Source organism: Serratia sp. BNK-4 (genome assembly GCF_048685115.1).
Taxonomy (GTDB): Bacteria; Pseudomonadota; Gammaproteobacteria; order Enterobacterales; family Enterobacteriaceae; genus Serratia; species Serratia bockelmannii.
In genome coordinates, this window is sequence record NZ_JBLQTM010000001.1 from 985,039 (window position 1) to 998,278 (window position 13,240).

The 13,240-nt window shown below is 61.6% G+C and carries 13 protein-coding genes and 1 riboswitch; of the genes, 8 read left to right on the forward strand and 5 right to left on the reverse strand.

Annotation, left to right across the window (positions count from 1 at the left end; translation table 11 throughout):
* Window positions 1-897: 897 nt before the first annotated feature.
* Both uvrB and ACMGGW_RS04765 read left to right on the forward strand, forming a co-directional pair.
* Window positions 898-2,910, forward strand: a complete 2,013-nt coding sequence (gene uvrB, locus ACMGGW_RS04760) for an excinuclease ABC subunit UvrB (protein WP_025301925.1) — start codon at window positions 898-900, stop codon at window positions 2,908-2,910.
* Window positions 2,911-3,010: 100 nt separating this feature from the next.
* Window positions 3,011-3,277, forward strand: coding sequence for a VF530 family DNA-binding protein (locus tag ACMGGW_RS04765; protein ID WP_004939783.1), 267 nt, complete (start codon window positions 3,011-3,013; stop codon window positions 3,275-3,277).
* A 6-nt stretch (window positions 3,278-3,283) separates the two neighbouring features.
* Here the strand turns inward: ACMGGW_RS04765 and ACMGGW_RS04770 are convergent, their stop codons facing one another.
* The gene (locus ACMGGW_RS04770; RefSeq protein WP_025301926.1) at window positions 3,284-4,201 is read right to left on the reverse strand and encodes a gluconeogenesis factor YvcK family protein; all 918 of its coding nucleotides are present in this window, start codon (window positions 4,199-4,201) and stop codon (window positions 3,284-3,286) included.
* 260 nt (window positions 4,202-4,461) lie between these two features.
* Window positions 4,462-4,606: riboswitch (molybdenum cofactor riboswitch) on the forward strand.
* Between ACMGGW_RS04770 and moaA the strand changes: the two genes are divergently transcribed.
* The 6 genes from moaA to ACMGGW_RS04800 all read left to right on the forward strand — a co-directional run bounded on the left by moaA (window position 4,593) and on the right by ACMGGW_RS04800 (window position 8,155).
* Window positions 4,593-5,579, forward strand: coding sequence for a GTP 3',8-cyclase MoaA (gene moaA, locus ACMGGW_RS04775; protein WP_004939778.1), 987 nt, complete (start codon window positions 4,593-4,595; stop codon window positions 5,577-5,579). Its footprint overlaps the riboswitch before it by 14 nt.
* A gap of 24 nt (window positions 5,580-5,603) precedes the next feature.
* Window positions 5,604-6,119: a molybdenum cofactor biosynthesis protein B gene (moaB, locus tag ACMGGW_RS04780; RefSeq protein ID WP_025301928.1), complete on the forward strand. Its 516-nt coding sequence runs from the start codon at window positions 5,604-5,606 to the stop codon at window positions 6,117-6,119.
* A 3-nt stretch (window positions 6,120-6,122) separates the two neighbouring features.
* The gene (gene moaC / locus ACMGGW_RS04785; RefSeq protein ID WP_025301929.1) at window positions 6,123-6,602 is read left to right on the forward strand and encodes a cyclic pyranopterin monophosphate synthase MoaC; all 480 of its coding nucleotides are present in this window, start codon (window positions 6,123-6,125) and stop codon (window positions 6,600-6,602) included.
* A complete protein-coding gene (gene moaD, locus ACMGGW_RS04790; RefSeq protein ID WP_004939768.1) occupies window positions 6,599-6,844 on the forward strand; it encodes a molybdopterin synthase sulfur carrier subunit in 246 nt (81 codons plus the stop codon). The genes moaC and moaD overlap by 4 nt, the downstream gene beginning before the upstream one ends.
* Before the next feature lie 2 nt (window positions 6,845-6,846).
* Window positions 6,847-7,314 carry a molybdopterin synthase catalytic subunit MoaE gene (gene moaE / locus ACMGGW_RS04795; RefSeq protein WP_004939764.1) on the forward strand — a complete coding sequence of 156 codons (468 nt, stop codon included), beginning with the start codon at window positions 6,847-6,849 and terminating at the stop codon, window positions 7,312-7,314.
* Window positions 7,315-7,444: 130 nt separating this feature from the next.
* Window positions 7,445-8,155: a Bax inhibitor-1 family protein gene (locus ACMGGW_RS04800; RefSeq protein ID WP_033637508.1), complete on the forward strand. Its 711-nt coding sequence runs from the start codon at window positions 7,445-7,447 to the stop codon at window positions 8,153-8,155.
* A gap of 70 nt (window positions 8,156-8,225) precedes the next feature.
* Here ACMGGW_RS04800 and ACMGGW_RS04805 read toward each other — a convergent pair whose 3' ends face one another.
* Genes ACMGGW_RS04805 through hlyD form a run of 4 tightly spaced genes read right to left on the reverse strand, consistent with a single transcriptional unit; the run spans window position 8,226 to window position 13,227 of the window.
* Window positions 8,226-9,332, reverse strand: coding sequence for an ABC transporter permease (locus ACMGGW_RS04805; protein WP_197832619.1), 1,107 nt, complete (start codon window positions 9,330-9,332; stop codon window positions 8,226-8,228).
* Between the two features lie 12 nt (window positions 9,333-9,344).
* Window positions 9,345-10,499: an ABC transporter permease gene (locus ACMGGW_RS04810; RefSeq protein ID WP_197832620.1), complete on the reverse strand. Its 1,155-nt coding sequence runs from the start codon at window positions 10,497-10,499 to the stop codon at window positions 9,345-9,347.
* Window positions 10,496-12,232: an ATP-binding cassette domain-containing protein gene (locus ACMGGW_RS04815; protein ID WP_164099930.1), complete on the reverse strand. Its 1,737-nt coding sequence runs from the start codon at window positions 12,230-12,232 to the stop codon at window positions 10,496-10,498. Before ACMGGW_RS04815 ends, ACMGGW_RS04810 begins: the two co-directional genes overlap by 4 nt.
* An 8-nt stretch (window positions 12,233-12,240) precedes the next feature.
* On the reverse strand, window positions 12,241-13,227 hold the full coding sequence (hlyD, locus tag ACMGGW_RS04820) for a secretion protein HlyD (RefSeq protein WP_197832621.1): 987 nt from the start codon (window positions 13,225-13,227) through the stop codon (window positions 12,241-12,243).
* Window positions 13,228-13,240 lie beyond the last annotated feature (13 nt).

Genomic DNA, 13,240 nt, shown 5'->3' on the forward strand with positions numbered 1-13,240 from the left:
GAGGGGTAGCCAGGCGGTGGTTGCACGCCGCATTCGGCAGCGCATTATGCTGTCGCGCCTCGTTCGCACGCTGAAAGATAAAGCAACTCCCAGGCCAGTTTTGCTACTGGCCGAAAAGGGGGGATGTTATCGCTTTGTTAACCCTCTGCTAGGCCTGACGCGCTCTGCCGCGGTGGCCTGAAAATACGCCGAGAAGTTAACCCGGACGTTTTTTGCACTCTTGTGGTGCCCTTTGGTGAGGACATGGTGCAAGGCATTGCGTCGCCGTCAAGAGCGATCCGCGAGAAAGGGGCCGATGCGATTTTGGCAATGGGGATTTTTAGTATTAATCGGCATAAACAAAGCGATATTTTTATGAAAAAATAACTAAAAAAGCCATTTTAGCGGGTGTAAAGGGCGAAAAGCTTTCTTTCCGTAACTCCCGCCCCGGGCGGGACGGTGAGAGTTATCCACTATTCCTGTGGATAACCTTGTGTATTAGATTTAGAAAAACGCTGTAAAGCGAGAGCGGACGCGGGTTCTGTTCGCTTTGCCCGCATTCTCGTCTTTTTATTAAAACTGTTATATATCAATATATTAACTAAAATCAAGACGCAGGGGTATTGATCAGGTCTCTATGTATGATTTTTCGACGTGGTGCTATCAATAAGTTAATTCGCGGCAAGTTCTGGGGATAAATCTGTTATTGACAATAAAAATGTCACCCGGCTGTAACGTCACGGTGCAACGACATTGCCGGAGTGCCGGGTGCAGCGACGAATCCGCTTGAAGCTGGTTTTATATCCAGTATCATGGGCACTGGCGCAAATCGCCGACACTTTCCATAATTAGGGGCCATATCCGGCGCAGAGCCGGCTGGCCGCCTGAGCGCGCGCATCTCCACAGGGTAGCCGAGCAATGAGTAAACTTTTCAAACTGCATTCCGAGTTCAAACCGGCCGGCGATCAGCCGGAAGCCATCCGCAAGCTGGAAGAGGGGCTGGAAGACGGCCTGGCGCACCAGACGCTGCTGGGGGTTACCGGTTCGGGCAAGACGTTCACTATCGCCAACGTGATAGCCGATCTGAATCGGCCGACCATGGTACTGGCGCCGAACAAGACGCTGGCGGCGCAGCTGTACGGTGAAATGAAAGCGTTTTTCCCGGAGAATGCGGTGGAGTACTTCGTCTCCTACTACGACTACTACCAGCCGGAAGCCTACGTGCCCAGCTCCGACACCTTCATTGAAAAAGATGCTTCGGTGAACGAGCACATCGAGCAGATGCGTCTTTCCGCCACCAAGGCGCTGCTGGAGCGGCGCGACGTGGTGGTGGTGGCATCGGTGTCGGCGATCTACGGCCTGGGCGATCCGGATCTTTACCTGAAGATGATGCTGCACCTGACTCAGGGCATGATCATCGATCAGCGATCCATTTTGCGCCGCCTGGCGGAGCTGCAGTATTCCCGCAACGATCAGGCTTTCCAGCGCGCCACCTTCCGCGTGCGCGGCGAGGTGATCGATATCTTCCCGGCGGAATCAGACGAGCTGGCGCTGCGCGTCGAACTGTTCGATGAAGAAGTGGAACGGCTGTCGCTGTTCGATCCGCTGACCGGGCAGATTGAGCAGGTGGTGCCGCGTTTTACCATCTACCCGAAATCGCACTACGTGACGCCGCGTGAGCGGATCATGCAGGCGATGGAAGAGATCAAGGTTGATCTGGCGGACCGCCGCAAGGTGCTGCTGGCCAACAGCAAGCTGCTGGAAGAGCAGCGCCTGACGCAGCGCACCCAGTTCGATCTGGAGATGATGAACGAGCTGGGTTACTGCTCGGGCATCGAAAACTACTCGCGCTATCTGTCCGGGCGCGCCGAGGGCGAGCCGCCGCCGACGCTGTTCGACTACCTGCCGGCGGACGGCCTGCTGGTGGTCGACGAATCCCACGTGACCATTCCGCAGATCGGCGCGATGTTCAAGGGCGACCGCGCGCGCAAGGAAACGCTGGTGGAGTACGGCTTCCGTTTGCCGTCGGCGCTGGACAACCGCCCGCTGCGCTTCGAGGAGTTCGAGGCGCTGGCGCCGCAGACCATCTATGTTTCCGCGACGCCGGGCAAATATGAGCTGGAGAAATCCGGCGGCGATCTGATCGATCAGGTGGTGCGGCCGACCGGGTTGCTGGATCCGATCGTGGAAGTGCGGCCGGTCGCCACCCAGGTGGACGATCTGCTCTCCGAGATCCGCAAGCGCGCGACGATCAACGAGCGCGTGCTGGTGACCACCCTGACTAAACGCATGGCGGAAGACCTGACCGAATACCTGGAAGAGCATGGCGAGCGCGTGCGCTACCTGCACTCGGACATCGATACCGTGGAACGGGTCGAAATCATCCGTGACCTGCGTCTGGGCGAGTTCGACGTGCTGGTGGGCATCAACCTGTTGCGTGAGGGGCTCGACATGCCTGAGGTGTCGCTGGTGGCGATTCTGGACGCCGACAAGGAAGGCTTCCTGCGTTCCGAGCGTTCGCTGATCCAGACCATCGGCCGCGCGGCGCGTAACCTGAACGGCAAGGCGATCCTGTATGGCGATCGCATCACCGATTCGATGGCCAAGGCGATCGGTGAAACCGAGCGGCGCCGCGCCAAGCAGCAGGCCTACAACGAAGCCAACGGCATCGTGCCGCAGGGGCTGAACAAGAAGATCGGCGACATTCTGCAGATCGGCCAACCGGTCAACCGCACCAAGAGCAAAGGCAAGGGCAAGGCGGTGGAGGGCGGCGCTCAGCTGCAGAACCTCACGCCGAAAGCGCTGGATCAGAAAATTCGCGATCTGGAAGCGCAGATGTACACCCACGCGCAAAACCTGGAGTTCGAGCAGGCGGCTGCGCTGCGCGACGAAATCCACCAGCTGCGCGAGCAGTTCATCGCGATTTCCTGACCGTTGGACGGCGCCCGCGCCGTGGGCGTCAAAATTCCTTGTCGGCCGCGCCAAAGCTGTTATGGTGTGCGGCCCGATTTGACCACGAAGAGTACCGAACATGAGCCAACACCAGTCTAAAGACCCGCTGCACGGCGTAACGCTGGAGCAACTGCTGAATAAACTGGTGGATCACTACGGTTGGTCCGAACTGGGCGCGCGCATTCGCATCAACTGCTTCCGCAGCGATCCGAGCATCAAGTCCAGCCTGAAGTTTTTGCGTCGCACGCCCTGGGCGCGCAAAGAGGTGGAAGATCTGTATATCGATATGGTCAGCCATCCCGCCCCAGCCAGCGATAATCCCTGGCTGCGCGGGCGAGACGGTTAAATTCGGTCAGCGGCGCGCGGCCAGCTCCACCAGCGCGTGATCCAGCGCCTGGCGCAGCAGCTGGCGATCGTGGCGGTAGGGGATGTCGCTCGCTTCCAGCGGTTGCTGGATCACCACCCGATCCTGCACTTCACTGGCATCCACCGCCGGGCCGACGATCAGCGCATCGATCATCCGGCGGCCGATCTTCTCTTCCATCAGCGTCAGCTTATCCTTTAACGACAGCGCCGCGGCGGCCACGCTCAGCTCGCGGCCGAGGTTGCCGATATAGATCATGCTAGCGCTGCTGCGGCGCAGCGCCTGGGTGAGATCGTCCAGCAGCAGCAGTGGCATCAGGCTGGTGAGGAAGCTGCCCGGCCCGATCAGGATCACGTCGGCCTGTGCGATGGCGTCCAGCGCTTCGCGCGTGGCGTTGACCGGGGGCGACAGCATCAGCTCCTGCGGCATGTGGGCCAGTTGATCGACATTCACTTCACCGTAAACGTGATTGCCTTCGTGATCGTGCGCCATCAAATCCACCGGCTGCTCCGACATCGGGATCAGCGCCGCGTCCACCTTCAGCAAGCTGCGCACCAGATTGATCGCTTCCAGCGGGCGCACGCTCAGGTGATCCAGCGCTTTCAGCATCAGGTTGCCCAGGTTATGGCCGGCCAGTTCGCCGTTGCCGCTGAAACGGTATTCGAACATCGCCGAAGCGACGCTCGGTTCGGTGATCAGCTGGTTGAGACAGTTGCGGGTATCGCCCCAGGCAATGCCGCCTTCCGAACGGCGGATGCGGCCGGTGGAACCGCCGTTGTCGGTGGTGGTGACGATGCCGGTCAGGCGGGAGCCTAAGGACGACAGGGCCGACATCACACGGCCCAGGCCGTGTCCGCCGCCCAACGCCACCACGCGGTCGAGATCGGCCAGGGTACGATTACGCATAAATTTCCTTACAAAGGGTCTGAACTGCCCGCATAAGGTAGCGGATCCGGCATAAAAACGCGATAAAGAGTGTCATTTGCGTGATTCTGGTCAATTCGTCCACGCAAGCGATGTTTATCATGGTTTACCCGAATAGGCGGCGTCTAAAAACGCTGTATAGACAATTATATAGCGAATTAACGCGTTGGCTATCGTTGCCGATTAGCGCTAGAATTCTGCTGAAAACCACGGTTTCATTCCGGCTACTCAAGGTAGCGGGAAGAGAAATCAAACTCCTAGCCCCTGCGCCTACGTTGTTCATCCGGAACGATATGGCGCCTGGGCCGTGGCGAAGTTAGCCACCAGGGTGCAGAGGGGAAACGCTCGCATCTCCCGACTTTGGAAAGGTGTTATGGTACCGCAACTCATTGATGCTTATGAGCGCAAGTTCTATTACCTGCGTTTGTCGATCACCGACGTGTGCAACTTTCGTTGCACCTATTGTCTGCCCGACGGCTACAAGCCGAGCGGCAGCCCGAAAAGCTTCCTGTCGCTGGATGAAATCCGCCGCGTCAGCCGCGCGTTTGCCGAACTGGGCACCGAAAAGGTGCGCCTGACCGGCGGCGAGCCTTCGCTGCGCCGCGATTTTACCGAGATCATCGCCGCCGTGCGGGAAAACCCGGCCATCCGTACCCTGGCGGTCACCACTAACGGCTACCGTCTGGCGCGCGACGTCGCCGCCTGGCGTGACGCCGGTCTGACGGCGATCAACGTCAGCGTCGACAGCCTGGATCCCCGCCAGTTTCACGCCATCACCGGCCAGGACAAGTTCCGCCAGGTGATGGACGGCATCGACGCCGCCTTCAGCGCCGGTTTCAGCAAGGTCAAGGTCAACGCGGTGCTGATGCGCGACGTCAACCACCAGCAACTTGGCGCCTTTCTCGCCTGGATCAAGGATCGGCCGATCCAGCTGCGCTTTATCGAACTGATGGAAACCGGCGAGGGCGGCGAGCTGTTTCGCAAACACCACGTTTCCGGCGAAGTGATTCGCCGGCAGTTGGAGCAGCAGGGCTGGCAGCGCCAGGCGCGCGGCCGCAGCGACGGCCCGGCGCAGGTGTTCAGCCACCCGGACTACCAGGGTGAGGTGGGTCTTATCATGCCGTATGAAAAAGATTTCTGCGCCAGCTGCAACCGGCTGCGCGTTTCTTCCATCGGCAATCTGCACCTGTGTCTGTTCGGCGAGCAGGGGGTGCCTCTGCGCGATCTGCTGGCGGACGACGGCCAGCTCGATGCGCTGAAGGCGCGCATCCAGAGTGGGTTGCTGAGCAAGAAGCAGACCCATTTCCTGCATCAGGGCAACAGCGGGATCACCCAGAACCTGTCGTTTATCGGCGGCTGACAGCCAATAGGAGCTTATTGAACCATGAGCCATGCGAGCAGCGAGTTTATTCCGGCGCATATCGCCATCCTGACCGTGTCCGACAGCCGCGGCGCGGCGGAAGACACCTCCGGCCAATATCTGCAGGACGCGGCGCAGGAAGCCGGCCATCAGGTGGTGGATCGCGCCATCGTCAAAGATGACATTTACCAGATCCGCGCACGGGTTTCCGCGTGGATCGCCGATGACAACGTGCAGGCGGTGCTGATCACCGGCGGCACTGGTTTTACCGCGCGCGACAACACGCCGGAAGCGCTGTTGCCGCTGTTCGACAGAGAGGTGGAAGGGTTCGGCGAACTGTTCCGCATGGTGTCGTACGAAGAGATCGGCACCGCGACGATCCAGTCGCGCGCGCTGGCCGGCCTGGCGAACCGCACGGTGATTTTCGCCATGCCGGGCTCCACCCGCGCCTGCCGCACCGCCTGGGAGCGGATTATCGAAGAGCAGTTGGACGCGCGCCATCGCCCGTGCAACTTCCAGCCCCATTTGAAGAAGCCCTGAGTCATGACACAGCTAACCCACATTAACGCCGCCGGCGAAGCCCATATGGTCGACGTTTCCGCCAAGGCCGAAACGGTGCGTGAGGCGCGCGCCGAAGCCTTCGTCGACATGCTGCCCGCCACGCTGGCGATGATCGTCGACGGCAGCCATCACAAGGGCGACGTGTTCGCCACGGCGCGCATCGCCGGCATTCAGGCGGCCAAACGCACCTGGGAACTGATCCCGCTGTGCCACCCGCTGATGTTGAGCAAAGTCGAAGTGCAGCTAGAGGCGCAAACGGAGCACAGCCGGGTACGCATCGAAACCTGCTGCCGGCTGACCGGCAAAACCGGCGTCGAGATGGAAGCGCTGACCGCCGCCTCGGTGGCGGCATTGACCATCTATGACATGTGCAAAGCGGTACAGAAAGACATGGTGATCGGCCCGGTGCGCCTGCTGGCGAAAAGCGGCGGCAAATCCGGTGATTTTAAGGTGAACGCATGATCGATATTCTTTTCTTCGCGCAGGTGCGCGAACTGGTGGGCACCGGCGCGCTGTCGATGCCGGCGGATTACCCGACCGTCGAGGCGCTGCGCCAGGCGCTGTGCGCGCGCGGCGATCGCTGGGCGCTGGCGCTGGAATCCGGCAAGCTGTTGGCGGCGGTCAATCAGTCGCTGGTGGCGGCGGATCACCCGCTGCGCGCCGGCGATGAAGTGGCCTTCTTCCCGCCGGTTACCGGGGGGTAAGCATGGAAAATACCCGCATTCGCGTGGGCGAAGCGCCGTTCAACGTCGGCGATGAGTACCAGTGGCTGGCGCAGTGCGACGCCGATGGCGCGGTGGTGACCTTCACCGGCAAGGTGCGCAACCATAACCTTGGGGACGACGTCAGCGCGCTGACGCTGGAACACTACCCCGGCATGACCGAGAAGGCGCTGGCGGAGATCGTGGCCGAGGCGCGCAGCCGTTGGCCGCTGCAGCGCGTGACGGTGATCCACCGCGTCGGTGCGCTGTATCCCGGCGACGAGATCGTGTTCGTCGGCGTGACCGGCGCACACCGCAGCATGGCGTTCGCCGCCAGCGAATTCATCATGGACTATCTGAAGACCCGCGCCCCGTTCTGGAAGCGCGAAGCCACGGGCCAGGGTGATCGTTGGGTGGACGCTCGCGACAGCGATCGCGAGGCCGCGCAACGCTGGCACGACGCGGCTAAATAACGCGTCAACAGCGGAAACAAATCAAGACCTTTGCCGCTTTCGCGCGGCCTATTCTGTGGTACGCTTATAGCAGGCGAAGCCCCGTTCGCGGGGCTTCGGAATCTTGTTTATAACGCAAAAGGTAACCGTCATGGACCGATATCCACGCTCTAATGGTTCAATCGTCGAACGTGCCAACAGCGGCATTCAGGCCTACATGGCGCAGGTTTACGGCTGGATGACCTGCGGTCTGCTGCTGACGGCGTTCGTTTCCTGGTATGCGGCCAACACGCCCGCGATCCTCAACTTCATCTTCTCCAGCCAGATCACCTTCTTCGGTCTGATCATCGCCCAATTGGCGCTGGTGTTCGTGATTTCCGGCATGGTCAACCGCCTGAGCGGCGCGGTGGCCACCTCGCTGTTCATGCTTTACTCGGCGCTGACCGGGCTGACGCTGTCGAGCATTTTCATCGCCTACACCTACAGCTCGATCGCTAGCACCTTTGTGGTCACCGCCGGCATGTTCGGTGCCATGAGCCTGTACGGCTACACCACCAAGCGCGATCTGAGCGGCTTCGGCAGCATGCTGTTCATGGCGCTGATCGGCATCGTGCTGGCCTCGCTGGTGAACATCTGGCTGAAAAGCACCGCGCTGATGTGGGCGATTACCTACATCGGGGTGGTGGTGTTCGTCGGTCTGACCGCCTACGACACACAAAAACTCAAGGCGATGGGTGAGCAGCTGAACGCCGATGATAAAGACAGCTTCCGCAAGTACGCCATCGTCGGCGCGCTGACGCTGTACCTCGACTTCATCAACCTGTTCCTGATGTTGCTGCGTATCTTCGGCAACCGCCGCTAAATCCCTTGTCTTTCAAGCCTTAGGGTATCTGGCGATCAAAAAGCTCTGCATGTGACATGCAGAGCTTTTTTTATGCGATCTGGCGGCGGAACAGCGCGTAGGCGGCGCTGCCGGTGGTGGCGGTGATCACCAGCAGCGGCCACAGGCTGCGCCAGATAATGCTGAAGCTGGCGTCCTTCAGGTAGATCTGCTTGGTGATGTCGGTGAAGTGGCGTATCGGGTTCACCCAGGTCAGATCCTGCAGCCACACCGGCATATTCTCCACCGGCGAGACGTAACCTGAGAGCAGGATCGCCGGCATCATGAACACGAACACGCCGATAAACGCCTGCTGCTGAGTGGCGCACAGCGACGAGATCAGCAGGCCGAAACCGACCAGCGACAGCCCGTAGATCAACATGGTGGCGTAGAACAGCAGCAGCGATCCAGCGAACGGGATCTGATACAGGAAGATGCCGATCAACAGCACGATGCTGGCCTGGAAGCTGGCGACGATCAGCGCCGGCACCGCCTTGCCGATAAAGATCTGCCAGGTGGTGAGCGGCGAGACCAGCAGCTGTTCCAACGTGCCCTGTTCGCGTTCGCGCGCCACCGACAGCGAGGTGACGATCAGCACGCCGATGGTGGTGATCATGGCGATCAGCGACGGCACCACGAACCATTTGTAGTCCAGATTCGGGTTATACCAGTTGCGCACCACCAGCTCGCTGTTGTTGGGTTTGGCGCGGTTGCCGAGCAGCTCCTTCTGATATTCCTGCACGATCTGCTGCACGTAGTTGGCGGCGATCTGCGCGCTGTTGGAGTTGCGCCCGTCGAGCAGCAGCTGCAGCGGCGCGGTGTTGCCGGCGGCGATATCGCGCGAGAACTGCGCCGGGAAGCGGATCAGCAGCAGCGCCCGCTGGTTATCGATGGTGGTCTTTATCTCCTGCGGGCTGCGCAGCAGCAGCACGTGTTGAAAGGCCTTGGCCTTGGCGAAGCGCTGGGTCAGCTCCACCGAGGCCTGGCCGCTGTCCTCGCTGTAGACCGCGATGGTGGCGTTGGTGACTTCCAGCGTCGCGGCGAACGGGAACAGCAGCACCTGCAGGATCACCGGCATGATTAAAATGGCGCGGGTTTGCGGATCGCGCAGCAGCGCCTGCATTTCCTTGATGATGAGCGTCAACAGACGATGAAACATCGCTCTTTCTCCTCAATCCAGCCGGCGCTGGGTTTTCCAGGCCGTCAGGCCGATGAACACCACGGCGGAAGCAATCAGGAACAACAGATTGATCGCCAGCACGGTGCCGACGTTACCCGCCAGGAACAGCGTTTGCAGCGTGCTGACGAAGTAGCGCGCCGGAATGATGTAGGTCACCGCGCGCACGATGGCTGGCATGCTGTCGATCTGGAAGATGAAGCCGGACAGCATGATCGACGGCAGGAAGGCGGCGTTCAGCGCCACCATCGCCGCATTGAACTGGTTGCGGGTGAGGGTGGAGATCAGCAGGCCCATGCCGAGGGTGCTGGCGAGGAACAGGCTGCTGATCAGCAGCAGGATCGGCAGCGAACCGCGATAGGGCACGCCGAGCACCCACACCGCCACCGCCATGCACAGCGCCATGGCGATCATGCCGAGGAAGTAATATGGGATCAGCTTGGAGAGCAGCAGCTCGCTGCGCGTCACCTGGGTGGACAGCAAGGCTTCCATGGTGCCGCGCTCCCATTCGCGGGCGATCACCAGCGAGGTGAGGATGGCGCCGATCACCGTCATGATGATGGTGATGGCGCCGGGGATAATGTAGTGCCGGCTGATGGCCGCCGGGTTGAACCAGTAGCGCATCTGCACGTCAATCAGCGGCTTGTCGTTGCTCCCCCGATCGGCGGCGCGTTGCTGCTGCCAAACTTGCCATACGCCCTGGGCATAGCCCTGCACGAAGTTGGCGGTGTTCGGCTCGCTGCCGTCGGTGATCACCTGGATGGGGGCGCTGTCGTGCGGGCGCGCCATGCGCTGGTCGAAATCCACCGGGATCACCACCAGGCCGCGGATCGTGCCGGCCTGCATCTGCTGGATCAGCTGCTGGCGGTTGTCGCTGATGGTTGGTTCGATATAGGGCGAACCGGCGAAGGCGTGGGCCAGATCGCGCGCGTCTTCGCTCTGTTGCTCCATCAGAATGCCCAGATGCAGCTTGCTGGAGTCCAGGTTGATGCCGTAGCCGAAGATAAACAGCAGCATCAGCGGGATAACGAAGGCGATCAGGCCGCTGCTGGGATCGCGCAGTATTTGCCGCGTCTCCTTCAGGCACAGCGCGCGCAGTCGGCGCCAGGAGAAGCCGCCGTCGTCGATGGGGGTTCGGTTAGCGCTCACCGTGATTCCTCCTCGTCGTAGCCCTGAACCAGCTCGATAAACGCCTGCTCCATCGAGGGGTTAGGATTGTCGTCGCGCGCCACCTGCTGTTTGAGATCGTCCGGCGTGCCGGCGGCGATGATCTTGCCGCGATAGACCAGGCCGATGCGGTCGCAGTACTCCGCTTCGTCCATAAAGTGGGTGGTCACCATCACCGTGACGCCCTTGTCGACCATGCCGTTGATGTGCAGCCAGAACTCGCGCCGCGTCAGCGGATCGACGCCGGAAGTCGGTTCGTCGAGGAACAGAATATCCGGTTCGTGCATCAGCGCGCAGGCCAGCGCCAGGCGCTGCTTGAAGCCGAGCGGCAGCGCGTCCGGCGTTTGATCGAGGATCGGCGCGAAGTTGAAGGCGTGGGACATCTCGTCGATTTTTTTGCGCTGCGCCTTGCCGCTCAGGCCGTAGACGCCGGAGAAGAACTTCAGGTTCTGCGCCACCGTCAGGTTGCCGTACAGCGAGAACTTTTGCGCCATGTAACCGAGGCGTTGGCGCGCCTTGCCGGAACTGGTTTTCAGATCCATGCCCAACACCAGCGCCTTGCCGCCGGATGGCACCAGCAGGCCGCACATCATTTTGAAGGTGGTGGACTTGCCGGCGCCGTTCGGGCCGAGCAGGCCGAAAATTTCGCCGCGCCGCACCTGAAAATCGACGTGATCGGTGGCGGCGAAATCGCCGAATTTCTTGGTCAACTGCACCGCTTCGATCACCGTTTCACCACTTTCTCCGTCAACGGTCGGCATGATCTCCGCCAGCGCCGAGCGATGGTTGGGGCCGCCGCCGAGCAGATCGATAAACGCATCCTCGAAGCGCGGATCCGCTTCGTTCAGTTCGGCGTCCGGCAGATCCAGCGCCTGCAGTAGCTGCCGGTGATCTTCGCCTTCTTTCAGGATCAGGCGCAGGTACTTGCCCTGGATCACGCCGTCGGTGACCGCCGGCAGGCAGATCGCCCGCTGCAGCAACGATCGATGGCTGCCGGGGGGCGCGGCGATCAACACCGTGCGCCCGGCCATACGGCGGGTCAGCGCCTGCGGCGCGCCGCTGAACAGCAGCTCGCCCTCGTTGAGCAGCAGCACTTCGCGGCACTGCTCGGCCTCATCGAGGTAAGAGGTGCTCCACAAGATCAACATGCCGTCGTTGGCCAGCTCGTGCACCATGCGCCACAGCTCGCGGCGCGAGATCGGATCGACGCCGACGCCCGGTTCATCCAGCAACAGCACCTGAGGTTCACCCACCAGCGTGCAGGCCAGGCCGAGTTTCTGCTTCATGCCGCCGGACAGCTTGCCCGCCAGGCGCTCGGTGAAGCGGGTCAGATCGGTGAATTTCAGCAGCCGTTCGAAGGTCTGGCGGCGAAGATCGCCGGTGACGCCGCGCAGATCGGCGTACAGCGTCAGGTTCTCCATCACCGTCAGATCCTCATACAGCCCGAACTTCTGCGGCATATAGCCGAGGATCGCGTGCAGTTGACGATCCTGGGCGATCGGATCCAGCCCGGCGACCCGCAGCTTGCCGCTGCTGGGCTGCAGCAGCCCGGCCAGCATGCGCAGCAGGGTAGTTTTACCGGCGCCGTCCGGGCCGACCAGTCCGATGACCGCGCCGCTGCGCAGGGTGGTGGTCAGGCTGGCGACCGCCGGTTTCTCAAGCGACGGGAAGCGCTTTTCCAGCCCTTCCAACTCGATGGTGTGCGCCTGTTCCATGGCCGGCCTCAGGGTTTGGCGAAGCGTAGGGTGACCGGCATGCCCTGGCGCAGCGCGTCGTCGGCGTCGGTGACGATCACCCGCAGGCGGTATACCAGATCGGTGCGCAGGTCCGGCGTTTCAACGCTTTTCGGCGTGAATTCCGCGGTCGGCGAGACGAAACCGATCTTGCCGTGGTAAGGCTTGCCGGGGCGACCGTCGGTGTAGATCTCCAGCTCGGTGCCGGGCACCGCTTGGTTCAGGCTGGTTTCGTTGACGTAGGCGCGCACCCACACCGGCCGGGTCAGCGACAGGGTGAACACCGTGCCGCCGGCGCCGAGCATGGTGCCCGGCTCCACCGCGCGGGTCAGCACCGTGCCGGCGGAAGGGGAGATCAGCGTGGCGTCTTGCAGGTTCAACTGCGCCTGCGCCAGCGCCGCTTCGCTTTGCGCCACATCGGCCTTGGCCTGTTCAATCTCTTGCGGGCGGTTGCCGCTGCGGTATTGCGACAGCTTGTCCTTCGCCGCCTGCAGGTTGGCCTGCGCCTGATTGCGGGCGGTGCGCGCATCCTCCAGCGCGTCGGCGGAGGTGGCGTTTTTCGCCCACAGCCCCTGCTGGCGTTTCAGGAAGCTGTCGGCATAGGTGAAGGCGGACTGGCGCAGCGCCATTTCTGACTGCACCTGGGCTATCTCTTCGCTGCGGTAGCCGGCCTGCAGCAGCGACAGTTTGGCGCGCGCGCTGCCGACGTTGGCTTCGGCCTGCTGCAGTGCGTTGCGGTAGGGGGCATCGTCCAGCTTGCCAAGCAGCTGGCCCGGCTGAACGGTATCGCCTTCATCCACCGTCAGCGACGCCAGGCGCCCGTCGACGCGAAAGCCGAGGTTGACCGTGCGAATATCGACGTTGCCGTACAGCGTCAGCGGCCGATCCTGCTGCTGCTGGTAATGCCAAACCCCGTATGCGACGGCCGCGATCAGCAGAATTAACAACACGATCAAGGCACTGCGTTTTTTGTTCATAACACTCCCTGCC